The sequence below is a fragment of the Pseudomonas sp. H1_D04 genome (assembly GCF_054683855.1).
The window spans coordinates 4,440,281-4,458,060 of the sequence record NZ_CP162826.1 but is presented as its reverse complement, the minus strand read 5'-3'; the positions used below and the strand labels follow the sequence as shown (position 1 = coordinate 4,458,060).

Below are 17,780 nucleotides of genomic sequence, written 5' to 3'. Positions count from 1 at the left end.
CAGGCGCAGTCGAAACTTCGTACACTGCCCGCTCCTAACCATTGATGGGTATTGCACAATGTTGATCAAGAAAACCCTGACCACTGTCGCCCTGCTCGCCTCCCTGCTGGGTGCCTCCGCAGCATTTGCCCATGCTCATCTCAAAAGCGCCACGCCTGCGGCAGACAGCACTGTAACGGCCCCCCAGGATCTGCGCCTGACCTTCAGCGAAGGCATCGAAGCCACCTTCACCAAGGTATCCCTGAGCAAGGACGGCACCGAAATCGCCATCAAGGGCCTGGATACCGAAGGCGACGACAAGAAAACCCTCGTAGTCACCCCGGCCGCGCCATTGGCGGCCGGTAACTACAAGGTGGTGTGGAATGCCGTCTCGGTCGACACCCACAAGAGCAACGGCGAATACAGCTTCAAGGTCGGCCAATAATCCATGGCGACGCTGCTGGTGCTGTGCCGCTTTGTGCATTTCATCGTCGTGTTGCTGATGTTCGGGGCCTGTGTGTTCAGGCCCTGGCTCCTGGGCGCCAAACCGCAGCCCGTGCTGGACCGACAATTGTTGCGCATGACCCGTGGCCTGGCATGGACGGCCCTCGCGTCGGGTGTGATCTGGTTAATGTTGATCACCGTCAGCATGGCGGGCTCATGGGCGGCGGCGCTGGAACCGTCAACCGTGCAGTTAGTGCTGGGCAAGACCTTTTTTGGCCAGGTATGGACCTGGCATCTGATGTTGAATGGGTTGCTGGCCATCGCCCTGATGACCGCGTGGAAGGCCCCGCGCCTGCCGCTGATCACACTCTTGCTGATGACCCTCGCGCCGGTCGGCCATGGCGCCATGCTCGACGGGCTGAGCGGGCAGCTGTTGATCCTCAACCAGGTGGTGCACCTGATGTGCGTCGGTGCATGGTTGGGTGGGTTATTGCTGCTGGTTATGATCCTCAGGCAATCGAACCGTTATGAGCTGGCACCTGTCCTGCGTCGTTTCAGTGGCGTGGGCTATGGCCTGGTCGCGGGCCTGCTGGTGACTGGCTTGATCAATGTGCGCGTACTGACCGGGCAACTGTGGCCCACGCCGTTGTTCAGTGGTTTTGCCCTGATTCTGTTGATCAAGGTGATGCTGGTGTTGGGCATGTTGGCCTTGGCACTGCTGAACCGTCTGCGCCTTGATCGTTGCGAACAGCAGCTGGGCAGTTTGAAGGCCAGCGTGATGGTGGAGTGGCTGCTGGGTGTTTGCGCAGTAGCCGCTGTTTCGCTCCTCGGCACTTTGCCGCCGATGGTCCTGGCTGACTGAATATACAAGGGGCGGTGCGACGATTCGCCTGGCTTCTGATGGCGGTGTATCAGCGACATCATCTGTGACTGACCCACTGCTATCGGGGGCACGTCGAATCGTCGCACCGCCCCTCCCACATTGACTGTTCCCCCCTCCACTTAGTCATCGTATAACTTCTGCTTGACACTCCACGAAAACCCCGCAAATATCCGCCCTGATGTTGTACGACGACGTATAACAAATAATAAAAACAACAAATCAAAGGGAGCGTCACTGTGAGTCAATTCGCCCGTAATTCCTCGTCGTGTATCGGCCTTATCGGTCTCGGCGGCCTGGCCTTCACCCTGCCCCTCATCACCCACGCCGAAGGTTTTGTCGACGACGCCAAAGCCACGCTCAACCTGCGCAACGCCTACTTCAACCGCAACTTCACCAACCCGGCAAACGCCCAGGGCAAGGCCGAAGAGTGGACGCAGAGTTTCATTCTCGATGCCAAGTCGGGCTTCACCCAGGGCACGGTGGGTTTCGGCCTTGATGTGTTGGGCCTGTATTCCCAGAAACTGGATGGCGGCAAAGGCACTGGCGGTACCCAATTGCTGCCAATCCACGATGACGGCCGCCCCGCCGACAACTTCGGACGCCTGGGTGTGGCGCTGAAAACCCGACTGTCGAAGACCGAACTGAAGGTCGGCGAATGGATGCCGGTGCTGCCGATCCTGCGTTCCGACGATGGTCGCTCCCTGCCCCAGACCTTTCGCGGCGGCCAGGTGACGTCCAACGAGATCGCCGGCCTGACCCTTTACGGCGGCCAGTTCCGTGGCAACAGCCCGCGCAACGACGCGAGCATGGAAGACATGTTCATGAACGGCAAAGCGGCATTCACCTCCGACCGGTTCAACTTCGGCGGCGGCGAATACAGCTTCAATGACAAGCGCACCCAGGTCGGCCTGTGGTACGCCGAACTGAGCGACATTTACCAGCAGCGCTACGTCAACCTCACCCACAGCCAGCCGGTAGGCGACTGGACGTTGGGCGCCAACCTCGGTTTCTTCAGCGGCAAGGAAGACGGCAGCGCCCTGGCCGGCGACCTGGACAACAAGACCACCTTCGCCCTGCTCTCGGCCAAATACGGCGGCAACACCTTCTATGTGGGCCTGCAAAAACTCACCGGCGACAGCGTGTGGATGCGCGTCAACGGCACCAGCGGCGGCACCCTGGCCAACGACAGTTACAACGCCAGCTATGACAACGCCAAGGAAAAATCCTGGCAGGTGCGACATGACTTCAACTTCGTGGTGCTCGGCGTGCCGGGGCTGACCCTGATGAACCGCTACATCAGCGGCAGCAACGTGCACACCGGGGCGATCACTGATGGCAAGGAGTGGGGGCGTGAGTCGGAGCTGGCCTACACCGTGCAAAGCGGTGCGTTGAAGAACCTGAACGTTAAGTGGCGGAACTCGACCATGCGTCGGGATTTCAGCACCAACGAATTCGACGAAAACCGGATCTTTATCAGCTATCCAATCTCCCTGCTGTAGAGCTCAGTCTCCCAGCCCAAGAAAATCCCCTGTGGGAGGGGGGCTTGCTCCCGATGGCGGTGGGTCAGTAGCAGATGCATTCACTGGCACGCCCTCATTGAGGGCAAGCCCTCTCCCGCATTTTGCTCCGCACTCTGTCCGCAAGAACGTTGACAACCTGGGGGCTCCCTAACAATACTTCGGCATAGTCATACGACAACCTACAACAAAAATTTGGAATCCCCATGACCACGACCACCCCCGCTCCCTTCAACCGCCTGCTGCTCACCGGTGCCGCCGGTGGCCTCGGTAAAGTCCTGCGCGAGCGCCTGCGCCCTTACGCCCAAGTACTGCGCCTGTCCGACATCGCCGCCATGGCCCCGGCTGCCGATGCCTCGGAGGAAGTCCAACCGTGCGACCTCGCCGACAAACAAGCCGTGCACCACTTGGTGGAAGGCGTCGACGCCATCCTGCACTTTGGCGGTGTCTCGGTGGAGCGTCCGTTTGAAGAAATCCTCGGTGCCAATATCAGCGGCACATTCCATATCTACGAAGCCGCCCGCCGCCATGGCGTGAAGCGCGTGATCTTCGCCAGCTCCAACCATGTGATCGGCTTCTACAAGCAGACCGAAACCATCGACGCCCATTCCCCACGCCGCCCCGACAGCTACTACGGTCTGTCCAAGTCCTATGGCGAAGACATGGCCAGCTTCTACTTCGACCGCTACGGCATCGAGACCGTGAGCATCCGTATCGGCTCCTCGTTCCCGGAACCGCAGAACCGCCGGATGATGCATACCTGGCTGAGTTTCGACGACCTCACTCAACTGCTCGAACGCGCGTTGTACACGCCGAACGTCGGCCACACCGTGGTCTACGGCATGTCGGATAACCTCGACACCTGGTGGGACAACCGCCACGCCGCACACCTGGGTTTTGTGCCCAAGGACACTTCCGAAGTGTTCCGCGCCCAGGTCGAAGCCCAGCCGCCAGTGGCAGCCGATGACCCGGCAAAAATCTATCAGGGTGGCGCATTCTGCGCAGCCGGACCGTTCGGTGACTGAGTTCACATCAACCCAAGGGAATGAGTTGCCATGACTGCTGAATTGATCGTCGACGCCCGCAATGCCGTGGGCGAATGCCCGGTATGGGTGCCTGAGGAAAACGCGCTGTACTGGGTGGACATTCCCAACAGCGGCCTGCAGCGCTGGAGCGCCGGCAACGGCCATGTCGCCGCCTGGAAAGCCCCGCAGATGCTTGCCTGCATCGCCCGCACCAATGCGGGCAATTGGGTCGCAGGCATGGAAACCGGCTTTTTCCAACTCACTGCACACAACGACGGCAGCCTCGACACCACCCCCCTGGCCAGTGTCAAACACCCACGCCCGGACATGCGCCTGAACGATGGCCGCTGTGATCGTCAGGGCCGTTTCTGGGCCGGCAGCATGGTGCTCAACATGAGCGCCAATGCGGCGCAAGGCATCCTCTACCGTTATGCGTCCGGTTCAGCGCCCCACGCCCAACTTGACGGGTTCATCACCCTGAATGGCCTGGCCTTCAGCCCAGATGGCCGCACGATGTACGCCTCCGATTCCCACCCGCTGGTGCAGCAGATCTGGGCCTTCGACTACGACATCGAGACCGGCACGCCGTCCAATCGCCGCGTGTTTGTCGACATGAACCATTTCCTGGGTCGACCCGACGGCGCCGCGGTCGACGCCGAAGGCTGCTACTGGATCTGCGCCAACGACGCCGGTTTGGTCCACCGCTTCACCCCCGACGGTCGCCTGGATCGCTCCCTGAGCGTGCCGGTGAAAAAACCCACCATGTGCGCCTTCGGCGGCAGTCGGCTGGACACCCTCTTCGTCACCTCGATCCGTGATGACCAGAGCGACCAGTCCATCGCCGGCGGCGTGTTTGCGCTCAACCCCGGCGTCACCGGATTGCCGGAGCCCACCTTCACCCTCTAGCTGCATCGCTGTGCCTTGAATACAACAATAAAATAACAAGACAGGAGTGACCCCCAATGGACTTCAAACGCACCTTGCTCGCCGCCGCAGTGTTCACCCTCAGCAGCGCCGCTCACGCGCTGGAAATCAAATTCGCCGACATCCACCCCGCTGGCTACCCCACCGTGGTCGCCGAAGAAAACATGGGCAAAGCGCTGACCAAGGAAAGCAACGGCGAACTCACGTTCAAGTACTTCCCGGGCGGCGTGCTGGGTTCCGAGAAAGAAGTGGTCGAACAGGCCCAAGTGGGCGCCGTGCAGATGACCCGCGTCAGCCTCGGCATCGTCGGGCCGGTGGTGCCGGACGTGAACGTCTTCAACCTGCCGTTCGTGTTCCGCGACCAGGCGCATATGCGCAAGGTCATCGACGGCGAGATCGGCGATGAAATCCTCGCCAAGATCACCGACTCCGAGTTCGGCCTCGTGGCCCTGGCCTGGATGGACGGCGGCACGCGCAACCTTTACACCAAGAAACCGGTGCGCAAGATCGAAGACCTCAAGGGCATGAAGATCCGCGTGCAGGGCAACCCGCTGTTCATCGACGCCTTCAACGCCATGGGCGCCAACGGCATCGCCATGGACACCGGCGAGATCTTCAGTGCCTTGCAGACCGGTGTCATCGACGGCGCGGAGAACAACCCGCCCACCCTGCTGGAACACAACCACTTCCAGAACGCCAAGTACTACACCCTCACCGAACACCTGATCCTGCCTGAGCCCATCGTGATGTCGAAAATCACCTGGAACAAACTCACTCCCGCCCAGCAGGACATGGTGAAAAAAGCCGCTAAGGTCGCCCAGGCCGATGAGCGCGTGCTGTGGGACGCCAAGTCCGCCAGCAGTGAGGAAAAACTCAAGAAGGCCGGGGTCGAGTTCATCACCGTCGACAAAAAACCCTTCTACGACGCCACCGCCGCGGTGCGAGCCAAGTACGGCGCGCCTTACGCCGACATCATCAAGCGTATCGACGCCGTTCAGTAACGCCCCATTCCCTGACAAGGCCTGGCGCGGTCGGCATCGACGCGCCCGGTGACGGTGAACGCCATGAAGAATCTACTGCTGCGCATCAACGACCGTATCTACATGACCTGCATCTGGGTCGCCGGTCTCTCGGTCCTCGGGGTCGCACTGATCATTCCCTGGGGCATCTTTGCCCGCTACATCCTCGGCACCGGTTCCAGCTGGCCGGAGCCCACCGCTATCCTGCTGATGCTCGTGTTCACCTTTATCGGCGCAGCCGCCAGTTATCGTGCCGGGGCGCACATGTCGGTGGCCATGGTCACGGACCGCCTGCCACCTGCCCAACGCCGAATCGTCGGCATTTTCTCGCAACTGCTGATGGCGACAATCTGCCTGTTCATGGCGATCTGGGGCACCAAGTTGTGCCTGTCCACCTGGAACCAGTTCATGAGCGCCATCCCCACCCTGCGCGTGGGTATCACCTATATGCCGATCCCCATCGGGGGCGTGCTGACGCTGATTTTCGTGCTGGAAAAACTGCTGCTGGGCGACCAGAGCAACCGGCGCGTGGTGCGCTTCGACCTGGTAGAAGAAAACGAAGGGGCTGCCTGATATGGACGCATTGATTCTGCTGGGCAGCTTTATCGCCCTGATCCTGATCGGCATGCCAGTGGCCTATGCCCTGGGGCTGTCGGCGCTGATCGGCGCGTGGTGGATCGACATCCCGTTCCAGGCCCTGATGATTCAGGTGGCTGGCGGGGTGAACAAGTTTTCGCTGATGGCGATACCGTTCTTTGTGCTGGCTGGGGCGATCATGGCCGAGGGCGGCATGTCGCGGCGGCTGGTGGCGTTTGCCGGGGTGCTGGTGGGCTTTGTGCGCGGCGGGCTGTCCCTGGTGAACATCATGGCCTCGACGTTTTTCGGCGCGATCTCCGGCTCGTCGGTGGCGGACACCGCTTCGGTGGGCTCGGTGCTGATTCCAGAAATGGAGCGCCGTGGCTATCCACGGGAATTTGCCACGGCGGTGACCGTCAGCGGCTCGGTGCAGGCCTTGCTCACGCCACCCAGCCACAACTCGGTGCTCTACTCCCTGGCGGCTGGCGGCACAGTGTCCATCGCTTCGCTGTTCATGGCCGGCGTGGTGCCGGGCCTGCTGATGAGCGCGTGCCTGATGGTGCTGTGCCTGATCTTCGCGAAGAAACGCAACTACCCCAAAGGCGAAGTCATCCCCCTTAAGCAAGCGCTGAAGATTGCCGCCGATGCGCTCTGGGGCCTGATGGCTATGGTGATCATCCTCGGCGGCATCCTCTCGGGCATCTTCACTGCCACCGAGTCTGCCGCGATTGCGGTGCTGTGGGCGTTCTTCGTGACCATGTTCATCTACCGCGACTACAAGTGGCGCGAGCTGCCCAAGCTGATGCACCGCACGGTGCGCACGATTTCCATCGTGATGATCCTGATCGCCTTCGCCGCCAGCTTCGGCTACATCATGACCCTGATGCAGATCCCGGCGAAGATCACCACGCTGTTCCTGACGCTGTCGGACAACCGCTACGTGATCCTGATGTGCATCAACGCCATGCTGCTGTTGCTCGGCACGGTGATGGACATGGCGCCGCTGATCCTGATCCTCACGCCGATCCTGTTGCCGGTGGTGTTGGGTATCGGCGTCGACCCGGTGCACTTCGGCATGATCATGCTGGTGAACCTCGGCATCGGCCTGATCACCCCGCCGGTGGGCGCAGTGCTGTTTGTCGGCGCAGCGGTGGGCAAAACCACCATAGAGAAAACTGTAAAGGCGCTGGTGCCGTTTTATGCCGTGCTGTTCCTGGTGCTGATAGCAGTGACGTACATTCCAGCATTGTCGCTGTGGCTGCCGAGCGTGGTGCTGTAATGCTGATTGAACTTGAAGACAACCTGACCCACCTCACCTTGAATCCGGCCGTGGGCGGCAGCATCGTCAACTGGACGGTGCGCGCCACCGGGCAGCCGTTGCTGCGCCATAACGATGAGCAGGCGATCCATACCGGTTTGCCGGGCAAGCTGGGGTGCTATCCGTTGGTGCCCTGGTCCAACCGCATTGCCCACGGCGGTTTCGATAACCCCGACGGTTGGCTGGTGCTCACGCCTAACAGCCTGACCGATCCGCTGCCGATTCACGGTTCGGCCTGGCAACAAGCGTGGCAGGTGGTCAGCCAGTCGGCAGATGAAGTGGTGCTGGAGGTGGTCTGCGAGACGCCTTTTGCCTATCGCGCCGAGCAGCGGATTCACTTGAGCGATGGGGCCTTGCGTATCGAACTGCGCGTGACCCATCTGGCCGAAACAGCGGCGTGGCATGGCGTGGGCTTGCATCCGTACTTTCCGCGTCGGCCGGGTACTCGGTTGCAGGCCAAGGCCGCGCAGGTGTGGATGAGTGACGCGTCCAAGCTGCCGACCGGCTTGGCACCGGTGCCGGACGAGTGGGATTTCCAGGAAATGAATGCCCTGCCCCAAGGCTTGGTGGACAACGGTTTTTGCCAGTGGGACGGGTATTGCCGGATCGAACAGCCGGACCTGGGCTATGCGCTGGAATGCCAGGCCAGCGGGGCCGATTACTTCCTGCTGTACTGCCCGCCGGGGCTGGGGTTCTTTTGCATCGAGCCGGTGAGTCATCCGGTGAATGCTCATCACCTGGCGGGACGGCCGGGCCTGAAACTGCTGGAACACAATCAGTCGGTCCAACTCAACTTCACCCTGAAATACATTCAAAATGTGGGAGGGGGATTGCCTCCGATGGCGGCCTGACAGCCGAACAGGATGCTGGAACAGACCGAGTACATATCCATTATTCAGCCAACGGCCGCTATGGGTTCCGCCCTTACGGCGGCTCGCTTCGCATCGTGATTACCGTTGACTGCTATAAAGTTGTGAAAATACCTATAGCTATCAGGGGCAAGCCCCTCCCACAGTTTTGATTTAGGTTTTGTCAGTGATGTCAGGGTGGAGAGTTTTTCAGACGCCCAGCCGTATCGATACTCACGACAACCGACAACCCCGGCCGCAACCGTTCGCTCTCAGCCTGATCCGGGTCCACCGTAATCCTTACCGGCACGCGCTGGGCAATCTTCACAAAGTTGCCCGTCGCGTTGTCCGCCTGCAACAGGCTGAACTCCGAGCCGGTGGCCGGCGAAATATGCTGCACCGTGCCATGAAACTTGCGGTGGTTCAGCGCATCCACGGTAAAGGTCACCGGCTGGCCGACCTGCACATTGTCCATTTGGGTTTCTTTCATATTGGCAATCACCCACAGCTGCTTCGGCACCAGTGCCATCAGCTGCGCGCCAGAAGTTGACGTAGGCACCGAGGCGCACGCCAATCTGCCCCAGTTGACCGTCGCGGGGTGCGGTGATGCGGGTGTTGGACAGATCGATCCGCGCCAATTCCACCGCCGCATCGGCACTCGCCACCGCCGCTTCCAGGGAGCCGCGATTGACGATCACCGTCTGCAAATCCTGCCGCGCGATTTCCAGGCTGGCCTGGGCTTGGGCGACGGCGGCGACCGTCTGCGCATTGGCAGCACGGGTCACGTCCAGCTCGCGCTTGGACACCGAACCGTCGCTGATCAGCTCCTCGTTACGACGCAAATCCGCAGTGCTTTTACGCGCCTGTGCCTGGCTGTCTACCAGCGCAGCCTGGCGTAACTTGATGGTCGCTTCGGCGCTGTTGCGCTGCTGCACCACATTGGCCAGCGAGGCCTTCTGCACCGCCAGTTGCGCCAAGGCTTGGTCCAGGCGCTGCTTGTAGATGCGGTCATCAAGGCGCACCAACAAGTCACCGGCCTTGACGTACTGGAAGTCCTGCACTGGCACCTCGAACACATAGCCGCTGAGCTGCGGGCCAATAATCGTCACTTGGCCACGTACCAGGGCGTTTTCAGTGGTTTCCACCGCGCTGCTGAACGGCGGCAGTTGCCAGGCATACAGCACGATCAGTACCCCGACGATGGCAATCGCGGCGAAGCCCATGGACGAAAGAATGCGTACGCGCAATGAGCGCGGCTCGGTGACCGTGGCGCCGGGCGGCATGGTGCCTTCCGGGGTGGATGCAATGGCGGTGGTGGTGGTTGTCGAGGGTTCGGTCATGAAGGTGCGCCGCTGGGTTGAACGGGAGGGGCTGCTGCTTGGGTGGTGCTCATCAGCCACAGACTGCGAATAAATATCCAGAGCATGGTCAGGATCGCAATGATCGCAATCAGCATGAACACATCGTTGTAAGCCATGACATTCGCTTCACGGGTGGCCGCCGTGGCCAAGCTGCGGATACCCATCAGGTTGCGCAGCTCGGGGTCGGCAATGACACCGCCATAGGCCGAGCCACCGCTGCTCACCCGCGCGGCCACACGCGGGTCGAGCAAGGTCAAGTGTTCGACGATCATGCTGGAATGAAACTTCTCCCGCACGACCTGGAACGTTCCCAGCAACGCGGCTCCAATCAGGCCGCCGAGGTTCTGGCAAATGCCGAACATCACCGAAAAACTCACCAGATTGCGCGGGTTCGTCAGCACGTTCTTGGTGCCCAACACCATGGTCGGTCCCAGGAAAAAAGTGCCGCCAAAGCCCAACAGGAACTGGCTGATATACAGGTTTTCGGGCCGGGTCAGGTTGCTGGAGAAACTGTCCATCACCGAGCCCGTGGCCATCAGCGCCAGGGAGATCACCAGCGGCATCAGCAGGTGAGCCGGGTTAATCGTCAGCGCACTGACCGCCAGCCCGCTGATCGCACCGGCCAGCATCACCACGTACAGCGTATGCATCTGCTGGTAGCTCATGTTCAACATCTGCATGAACCCGACCGCACCGGTGGACTGCTCCGACAGCACCATGCGAATCAGGATCACCGCCAGTGCCAGGCGAATCATGGTGCCGCTGCCCAGCCAACGGGTCATCAACATCGGGTTGGCGCGGTTATGCTCAATGGCCAGGCCGGCCATGATCAACACCAGGGAACAGGCTGACGCGATACCGATCCACGGGGCCTCCAGCCACCAGTCGATGCGCCCCAGGGACAGCACCGCACAGAGCAACGCCACGCCGGTGGCGAGGATGCCGAAGGTCAGGAAGTCGAGTTTCTCAAAGGTCTTGAAGCGGTCACCCGGCGGCAACTTGAGCAAGAACACACACCCCAGGCAGATCAGCGCCATCCCCAATTCAAACAGGTACAAACCGCGCCACTCGGCGATTTGCAGCAAATCTTCGGAGAACAACCGCGCCAGCGGCAACGCCAACTGCGCCGTGCCCAACCCCAGCACCAGGGCTTTGAGTCGCCACTTGGCGGGGAACGCCTGGATCATGTAGTACAAGCCCAACGAACTCAGGGCCGCGCCCACCATCCCGTGGGCCGCCCGTACCGCGATGGCCGAACTGAGATCGTTAACGAACAAGTGGCCGAAGGTCACCAGCGCGTACAGCACCAGGAACACCTCGGTGAACACGCGCAGGCCGAACTGCTGGCGGAACTTCACCAGCAGCAGGTTCATGCACACGTTGGTCATCACATAGGCGGCGGGCAGCCAGGCCATTTCCGCTGTGGTCGCGCCGAGGGCGCCTTGCAGGTATTGCAGGTTGGCGATGACCAGGGCATTTCCCAGGCCGCCAGTGATCGCGACCAGCACACCGACCAGCGCATACAGCCAACGCTTGTGCGTAGGGTGCCACGGCGTCGACGGCGAACCGGGCAGGCTCGGGCGCTCGTGGGGTTCCCAGGTGTGGGGGGTGTATTTATCCATTCGATGACCTAGATGACCCGACGGGTGAGGTCGGTAAAACCATTACTCAGAGTAGTAAACCTGAGCGGGGTTCATCTTGCCATCTTGGGCATGGAATTGATGCCTGGAGCGGGTACGGTCAAAAGTCGGAGGGGGCTTGCTCTCTCCCACATTGGATAGCATGCCCATCCAGAACCGCCTTCCCGATCAGATCCAACCCAACCAACTCCAGTAAGTCGCCGCAAACACCAACATCAGCCCATACCCGATCACCGTCACCAGGATCCCCACCTTGGCGAACTGCCGCGCCGTAAACGTCCCAGTCCCCAGGCACACCATATTCTGCGGCGCATTAATCGGCAGGATAAACCCGTAGCTCATCACAAACCCCAGCAGCATGGTCATCCCCAACCGGTTGAACTCCCCGGGCAAGGTCTGCAACACCGCAATCAGGATCGGCAACAGCGCCGAGGTCAGCGCCGTGGCGCTGGCAAAGCCCAGGTGGATCACAATCAAAAACGCTCCCAAAATCGCAAACACCCCCAACGGCCCGACCTGATCCAACCCGGTATGCGCCACCACCTGGGAGCCCAGCCACTGCCCGGCCTGGGTGGTCAGCAACGCGGTGCCGAGGCTGATGCCCACGCCGAATACAATCACCGTGCCCCACGGAATACGCGACTGCACATCCTTCCAGGTCATCACACCGATCCCCGGCAACAGCAGGAAGACCAACCCGGCGTAGGTGGTCGAGGTGGTGTCGAAAGGGTGCAGGCGCCCTTCCGTCGCCCACGCCAACAGCAACAGCACCGACACGGTGAGCAAGCGCTTCTGCGGGCCGGTCATCGGGCCGATGTCCACCAGGGACTGGGCCACGGCCTCTTTACCACCGGGAATGCTGTCGGTTTCCGGCGGCAGCAGCTTGATCACCAGGAACAGCAACACCGCCGACATGATCACCGCCCACGGCGCGCCGGCGATCAGCCAGTCGATCCACGACACGCGCTGGCCGAGCATCTTGTCCATAAAGCCCACAGTCAGCAGGTTTTGCGCGGCGGCGGTCTGGATGCCGACGTTCCAGATGCTGGTGCCCTGGGCCACCACGATCATCAGGCCGGCGGCAATATTGGAGCGCTTGTCCACGCCAAACGCGGCAACCACGCCCATCATGATCGGCACCACACAGGCGCTGCGCGCGGTGGCACTGGGCACCACAAGGCTGAGCAGGATGGTCACCGCAATCGCCCCCAGCAGAATGCCGCGGGTGCTGGTGCCGACGCGGGTCAGGGTCACGAGGGCGATGCGCCGGTCGAGGCCGGTGTGGGTCATGGCCGCCGCAATGAACAACGCGCCCGCCACCAATGCCAGTGCCGGGTTGGAAAAGCCGGTGAGCGCCATGCTGATGGCCGGGCTGGAGCCGATCAGGTGGGCGGGGTCTTGCAGCGACGGCGCCGTGCCGAGCAAAAATGCCATGAGCGAGGTGATCATGATCGCGCTGGCCTCATAAGACACCGCCTCGGTGATCCACACCACCACGGCAAACGCGAGGATCGCCAGCATGCGCTGCCCGGCCACCGGCAGATCGGCGGGCAGCGGCAACAGCAGCACGCCGACCATCGCCAGTACGCCGATCACCAGGCCCAGGGGCAACTTGAAGGATGCTGCGGTTGTTGCGGGGGCGTTCATGGCGGGCTCCGTCGTGCTCTAAATCAGGCAGGCAGCATGGGGCAAAGCGCCGCAACGGGTGTTGACGGGTATCAAGACCCTAGGTCAATAACTGGCTCAATACCGCCCGCAACTTGCCGGGCTTGAGCGGTTTGTTCAACAACGGCGCGTCCAGGCGGCGCAGCACGCGACGGCACTGGTCGGTGCGGTCGGCGGTGATGATCACGGCCGGGATCTTTTGCGCGAAATGCTCGCGCAGATGCTTGACCACCGCAGCGCCCACCACGCCGTGGTCGAGATGGTAATCGGCGAGGATCAACTCCGGCGCCCTGCCCTGCAACGCCAGTAACGCGCCGGCCTGGTCGGTGGCGGTGACCACCTCACAGCCCCACTGCACCAGCAGCGCGCGCATGCTTTCGAGGATGCTCACCTCGTTATCGATCACCAGCAAACGCCGCCCCGGCAGCGGGTTGCCCGTGGTCGGCAGCACCGGCAGTTGGCTGATCGCCAGGGGCATCTCTTCGCTGATGGGCACCTCGATGCTGAACATCGAGCCACGCCCCGGCCACGAACGGACCGCCACTGGGTAGCCGAGGATCTCGGCGATACGCTCGACAATCGCCAGGCCCAGCCCCACGCCTTTGCGGTCCGAGGCGCGGCCGACGTCGAGCTGGTTGAATTCGAGGAAGATCGCGTCGAGCCGGTCGGCCGCGATGCCGCGCCCGGTGTCCCACACCTCCAGGCGCAGGCGGTCGCCACGGCGGCGCGCGCCGAGCAGGATGCAGCCCTCGTCGGTGTAGCGGCAGGCGTTGCTGAGGAAGTTGCGCAGAATCCGCGTCACCAGGCGCAAGTCGGTGCGAATCGCATAATGACCGGTACGCGCACGCAGGTTCAGCCCGGCCGCCAGCGCCACCGACTGGAACTCCGAGACCAGCGGCGCAAACAGCTCATCCAGACGATACAGCGCCACGTCGGGTTTGACCGCCGCCTGGTCGAGCCGCGAAATATCCAGCAAATCGGTGAGTAAATCTTCCGCGCCTTCCAGCGCCTGGTGAGTACGTTCCACCAGTACCTGCTCGACGCTGGGCAAGTTGCGTTCACGCAGGGTGGAGATCAGCAGCCGCGCCGCGTTCAGCGGTTGCAGCAGGTCATGGCTCGCGGCGGCGAGGTATTTGTCCTTGCTGCGGTTGGCAGCCTCCGCGGCGTCGCGCGCATCGCGCAATTCCTGCTCGACCTGCTCACGCTGGGCGATCTGCTGTTGCAGGTTGCGGTTGGCTTCTAACAGTTCGTCGGTGCGCGCGGCCACGCGCTGCTCCAGCTCATCGTTGAGACGGATATAGCGGTTGCGCTCCGCCTCCAGCTCGTCGAGGCGCGCGGTGAGTTCCGGGTAGTGACTCTTGCGTGCCGAGTGATTGCCCAGGCCCAGCAGCCCGGCCAGTGCTTGTTGCTGGTCGTCAGAGCGCTTCGCCATAAACAACCTCGACGTCACGCTGGCTGGACTCACGAGGGTTGGTGAGGATGCAGGGGTCGTCCATCGCATGCTCGGACAGAAACGGAATATCCGCCACGCGCACCCCATGCAGACCCAGGGTTTCGTGGAAGCCAATGGCATGCTTGAGCGCGATCAGGTGGTCGACCAATCGTCCGCAGATCTGTCGATGGTTGAGGCCACGGCAGTCAATGCCAAAGGTCTCGGCAATCACCTTGAAGCGCTCCGGCGCCGAGTTGTAGTTGAACGCCACCACATGCTCCACCAGCACCGCGTTGCACAAACCGTGGGGCAAATCGAGAAAGCCGCCGAGGCTGTGGGACATGGCATGCACGGCGCCGAGGATCGCGTTGGAAAACGCCAGGCCCGCCTGCATGCTGCCGAGCATGATTTTCTCGCGCAGGGCAATGTCCGTGGGGTTGGCGATCATCTGCACCAGGTTGCCGTTGATCAGGCGCATGGCTTCCAGCGCATGGGGGTCGGTCAGTGGGCCGTGGCCGGTGGACACGAACGCCTCGATGGCATGCACCAGCGCGTCGATGCCGGTACAGGCGGACAGGAACGGGTCCATGCTCGCCGTGGTTTCCGGGTCGATCAGCGACACATCCGGCACCACCGCCTTGCTGACGATGGAGAACTTCATGCGCTCCTGCTGATTGGAAATGATCACGAACTGCGAGACATCCGCCGACGTACCGGCGGTGGTGGGGATCAGTATCAACGGCGGGCTGGGCACACGAATGGTGTCCACGCCCTCGAACTCAAGAATGCTACGCCCATGGGCGACCACAATGCCGATGGCCTTGCCGCAATCCATCGGACTGCCGCCGCCGATGGCCACGATCACGTCGCAATGGTTTTCCCGATACACCTCGGCGCCGAGCATTACTTCTTCGACGCGCGGGTTGGGCGACACAGCGCTGTACAGGCAGTAGTCGATACCGATGGCTTGCAGGCTGGCTTCCACATCCGCCACCCAACCGGCAGCGATCACACCGGGGTCGCTGACGACCAGCACCTTGCGCGCACCAAAGGTCTTGGCATAGTTACCGACGTTGTGCCGGCAGCCGGCACCGAAGATGATTTCAGGCGAGACGAATTTACGCAGGAGGCTCAGATTGGGGCTCATTGGAAAGCCTGTTCTTATTATTTTTGGGAGATGCGCTTCACACTAACCCATTCGCAGGCGAATGCAATCAGACCAAAGGGTCATTCCCAATACGGCACCGGCCAGCGCGAGGCTGGCCGGAGATGGATCAACGGCTGGCGAAGTACATGGTCACTTCGAAGCCGATACGCAGGTCGGTGAAGGCGGGTTTGGTCCACATGGGGAGAGTCCTCTTGTTGTGCCGGAAGATTCCGGTAGAAGCATTAATGCATGGGGGGATGGGGGTGCGAATGCTACTTTCGAACAAGCTGGCACCCGCATTGGTAGCGGGTGTACGCCGATCAAAATGTGGGAGGGGGCTTGCTCCCGATAGCAATGTGTCAGCCACATCACTGTTGACTGACCCACCGCCATCGGGAGCAAGCCCCCTCCCACAGGGGACCGCGTTGCAATCCGAGGGTTAGAAGAAACCCAATGGATTGATGTCGTAGCTCACCAGCAAATTCTTGGTCTGCTGGTAGTGATCGAGCATCATCTTGTGGTTCTCACGCCCCACGCCCGACTTTTTGTAGCCGCCAAACGCCGCATGCGCCGGGTACAGGTGATAACAGTTGGTCCACACGCGGCCAGCTTTGATCGCCCGGCCCATGCGGTAGGCGCGGTTGATGTCGCGGGTCCACAGCCCGGCGCCGAGGCCGAATTCGCTGTCGTTGGCAATGGCCAGGGCTTCGGCTTCGTCCTTGAAGGTGGTGATACCCACCACCGGGCCGAAGATTTCTTCCTGGAACACGCGCATCTTGTTGTGGCCCTTGAGCAGGGTCGGCTGGATGTAATAACCGCTGGACAGGTCGCCTTCCAGGCGCTCGGCGGCGCCGCCGGTGAGCAGCTCGGCGCCCTCCTCCTGGGCGATCTTGAGGTAGGAGAGGATCTTGTCGTATTGCTGCTCGGACGCCTGGGCGCCGACCATGGTCTCGGTATCCAACGGGTTGCCGCGCTTGATCTTGACGATCTTCTTCATCACCACTTTCATGAAGTCGTCGTAGATCGACTCCTGCACCAGCGCCCGCGACGGGCAGGTGCACACTTCGCCCTGGTTGAAGAACGCCAGCACCAGGCCTTCGGCGGCTTTTTCGATGAATTGCGGCTCGGCCTGCATGATGTCTTCGAAGAAGATGTTCGGCGACTTGCCGCCCAGTTCCACGGTAGACGGAATGAGGTTCTCGGCGGCCGCGTGCATGATGTGCGCACCGATTGGGGTCGAGCCGGTAAAGGCAATCTTGGCGATGCGCTTGCTGGTGGCCAGTGCCTCCCCGGCTTCGCGGCCAAAGCCCTGCACGATATTCAGCACGCCCGGTGGCAGCAGGTCATTGATCAGCTCGGCAAACACCATGATCGACAGCGGCGTCTGCTCGGCCGGCTTGAGCACGATGCAGTTACCGGCAGCGAGGGCCGGGGCGAGTTTCCAGGCGGCCATCAGCAGCGGGAAGTTCCACGGAATGATCTGCCCGACCACGCCCAATGGCTCATGGAAGTGGTAGGCCGCGGTGTGTTCGTTGATCTCGGCGGCGCCGCCTTCCTGGGCGCGGATGCAGCCGGCGAAGTAGCGGAAGTGGTCGGCGGCCAGGGGCACGTCAGCGTTGAGGGTTTCGCGCACGGCCTTGCCGTTGTCCCAGCTTTCGGTCACGGCCAGTACTTCGAGATTCTGCTCGATACGGTCGGCGATTTTCAGCAGCACCAGGGAGCGATCCTGGGGCGACGTCTTGCCCCAGGCGTCAGCGGCGGCATGGGCGGCGTCGAGGGCTTTGTCGATATCGGCAGCGTTGGAGCGCGGGAATTCGGCGATCGCTTCACCGGTCACCGGCGAGGTGTTGGTGAAATACTCACCGCTCAGCGGGGCGACGAACTCTCCGCCGATGTAATTACCGTAGCGCTGCTTGAAGCTGACGATAGCGCCAGGGGTGCCAGGTTGTGCGTAGATCATGTTAAAGCCTCTGTCTGGGTCCGGGCCTGTCGGTCAACAGGC

General features: G+C 61.7%; 15 protein-coding genes and 1 pseudogene. 9 read left to right on the top strand and 7 right to left on the bottom strand.

Going from position 1 to position 17,780, the window contains the following annotated elements:
* Nucleotides 1-58: 58 nt before the first annotated feature.
* The 9 genes from copC to AB4N82_RS20685 all read left to right on the top strand — a co-directional run bounded on the left by copC (nucleotide 59) and on the right by AB4N82_RS20685 (nucleotide 8,536).
* Entirely contained in the window at nucleotides 59-424 is a 366-nt protein-coding gene (gene copC, locus AB4N82_RS20725) for a copper homeostasis periplasmic binding protein CopC (protein WP_460102828.1), read from the top strand.
* 3 nt (nucleotides 425-427) lie between these two features.
* A complete protein-coding gene (gene copD / locus AB4N82_RS20720; RefSeq protein WP_122765525.1) occupies nucleotides 428-1,285 on the top strand; it encodes a copper homeostasis membrane protein CopD in 858 nt (285 codons plus the stop codon).
* Nucleotides 1,286-1,542: 257 nt separating this feature from the next.
* Nucleotides 1,543-2,805 carry an OprD family porin gene (locus AB4N82_RS20715; protein WP_032889938.1) on the top strand — a complete coding sequence of 421 codons (1,263 nt, stop codon included), beginning with the start codon at nucleotides 1,543-1,545 and terminating at the stop codon, nucleotides 2,803-2,805.
* Nucleotides 2,806-3,029: 224 nt separating this feature from the next.
* A complete protein-coding gene (locus AB4N82_RS20710) occupies nucleotides 3,030-3,848 on the top strand; it encodes an NAD-dependent epimerase/dehydratase family protein (RefSeq protein ID WP_095184371.1) in 819 nt (272 codons plus the stop codon).
* A gap of 30 nt (nucleotides 3,849-3,878) precedes the next feature.
* Entirely contained in the window at nucleotides 3,879-4,754 is an 876-nt protein-coding gene (locus tag AB4N82_RS20705) for an SMP-30/gluconolactonase/LRE family protein (protein ID WP_032889941.1), read from the top strand.
* Between the two features lie 56 nt (nucleotides 4,755-4,810).
* Nucleotides 4,811-5,773, top strand: a complete 963-nt coding sequence (locus AB4N82_RS20700; RefSeq protein WP_032889942.1) for a TRAP transporter substrate-binding protein — start codon at nucleotides 4,811-4,813, stop codon at nucleotides 5,771-5,773.
* Between the two features lie 63 nt (nucleotides 5,774-5,836).
* Nucleotides 5,837-6,364: a TRAP transporter small permease gene (locus AB4N82_RS20695; protein WP_032889944.1), complete on the top strand. Its 528-nt coding sequence runs from the start codon at nucleotides 5,837-5,839 to the stop codon at nucleotides 6,362-6,364.
* A 1-nt stretch (nucleotide 6,365) separates the two neighbouring features.
* Nucleotides 6,366-7,646, top strand: coding sequence for a TRAP transporter large permease (locus tag AB4N82_RS20690; RefSeq protein ID WP_032889946.1), 1,281 nt, complete (start codon nucleotides 6,366-6,368; stop codon nucleotides 7,644-7,646).
* Nucleotides 7,646-8,536, top strand: coding sequence for an aldose 1-epimerase (locus AB4N82_RS20685; RefSeq protein WP_095184369.1), 891 nt, complete (start codon nucleotides 7,646-7,648; stop codon nucleotides 8,534-8,536). Before AB4N82_RS20690 ends, AB4N82_RS20685 begins: the two co-directional genes overlap by 1 nt.
* A gap of 190 nt (nucleotides 8,537-8,726) precedes the next feature.
* Here the strand turns inward: AB4N82_RS20685 and AB4N82_RS20680 are convergent.
* From AB4N82_RS20680 to exaC, 7 genes and pseudogenes are all read right to left on the bottom strand, one after another.
* Nucleotides 8,727-9,873: pseudogene (locus AB4N82_RS20680) on the bottom strand (HlyD family secretion protein).
* Nucleotides 9,870-11,516: an MFS transporter gene (locus AB4N82_RS20675; RefSeq protein WP_032889953.1), complete on the bottom strand. Its 1,647-nt coding sequence runs from the start codon at nucleotides 11,514-11,516 to the stop codon at nucleotides 9,870-9,872. Before AB4N82_RS20675 ends, AB4N82_RS20680 begins: the two are co-directional and overlap by 4 nt.
* Before the next feature lie 186 nt (nucleotides 11,517-11,702).
* The gene (locus tag AB4N82_RS20670) at nucleotides 11,703-13,181 is read right to left on the bottom strand and encodes a DASS family sodium-coupled anion symporter (RefSeq protein ID WP_032889954.1); all 1,479 of its coding nucleotides are present in this window, start codon (nucleotides 13,179-13,181) and stop codon (nucleotides 11,703-11,705) included.
* A 79-nt stretch (nucleotides 13,182-13,260) separates the two neighbouring features.
* Nucleotides 13,261-14,631, bottom strand: a complete 1,371-nt coding sequence (locus tag AB4N82_RS20665; protein WP_032889957.1) for an ATP-binding response regulator — start codon at nucleotides 14,629-14,631, stop codon at nucleotides 13,261-13,263.
* Nucleotides 14,615-15,778, bottom strand: a complete 1,164-nt coding sequence (gene ercA / locus AB4N82_RS20660; RefSeq protein WP_032889958.1) for an alcohol dehydrogenase-like regulatory protein ErcA — start codon at nucleotides 15,776-15,778, stop codon at nucleotides 14,615-14,617. The genes AB4N82_RS20665 and ercA overlap by 17 nt, the downstream gene beginning before the upstream one ends.
* A gap of 127 nt (nucleotides 15,779-15,905) precedes the next feature.
* A complete protein-coding gene (pqqA, locus tag AB4N82_RS20655; protein ID WP_010209364.1) occupies nucleotides 15,906-15,977 on the bottom strand; it encodes a pyrroloquinoline quinone precursor peptide PqqA in 72 nt (23 codons plus the stop codon).
* A gap of 240 nt (nucleotides 15,978-16,217) precedes the next feature.
* A complete protein-coding gene (gene exaC / locus AB4N82_RS20650) occupies nucleotides 16,218-17,738 on the bottom strand; it encodes an acetaldehyde dehydrogenase ExaC (RefSeq protein ID WP_032889961.1) in 1,521 nt (506 codons plus the stop codon).
* Nucleotides 17,739-17,780: the final 42 nt, after the last annotated feature.

Excerpts from the sequence above, each read along its gene's own strand:
- AB4N82_RS20700 (WP_032889942.1), top strand. The coding sequence starts at position 4,811 with ATGGACTTCAAACGCACCTTGCTCGCCGCCGCAGTGTTCACCCTCAGC.
- AB4N82_RS20665 (WP_032889957.1), bottom strand. The coding sequence starts at position 14,631 with ATGGCGAAGCGCTCTGACGACCAGCAACAAGCACTGGCCGGGCTGCTG.
- AB4N82_RS20670 (WP_032889954.1), bottom strand. The coding sequence starts at position 13,181 with ATGAACGCCCCCGCAACAACCGCAGCATCCTTCAAGTTGCCCCTGGGC.
- AB4N82_RS20675 (WP_032889953.1), bottom strand. The coding sequence starts at position 11,516 with ATGGATAAATACACCCCCCACACCTGGGAACCCCACGAGCGCCCGAGC.
- AB4N82_RS20705 (WP_032889941.1), top strand. The coding sequence starts at position 3,879 with ATGACTGCTGAATTGATCGTCGACGCCCGCAATGCCGTGGGCGAATGC.
- exaC (WP_032889961.1), bottom strand. The coding sequence starts at position 17,738 with ATGATCTACGCACAACCTGGCACCCCTGGCGCTATCGTCAGCTTCAAG.
- copC (WP_460102828.1), top strand. The coding sequence starts at position 59 with ATGTTGATCAAGAAAACCCTGACCACTGTCGCCCTGCTCGCCTCCCTG.
- AB4N82_RS20685 (WP_095184369.1), top strand. The coding sequence starts at position 7,646 with ATGCTGATTGAACTTGAAGACAACCTGACCCACCTCACCTTGAATCCG.
- AB4N82_RS20695 (WP_032889944.1), top strand. The coding sequence starts at position 5,837 with ATGAAGAATCTACTGCTGCGCATCAACGACCGTATCTACATGACCTGC.
- copD (WP_122765525.1), top strand. The coding sequence starts at position 428 with ATGGCGACGCTGCTGGTGCTGTGCCGCTTTGTGCATTTCATCGTCGTG.
- AB4N82_RS20690 (WP_032889946.1), top strand. The coding sequence starts at position 6,366 with ATGGACGCATTGATTCTGCTGGGCAGCTTTATCGCCCTGATCCTGATC.
- ercA (WP_032889958.1), bottom strand. The coding sequence starts at position 15,778 with ATGAGCCCCAATCTGAGCCTCCTGCGTAAATTCGTCTCGCCTGAAATC.
- AB4N82_RS20710 (WP_095184371.1), top strand. The coding sequence starts at position 3,030 with ATGACCACGACCACCCCCGCTCCCTTCAACCGCCTGCTGCTCACCGGT.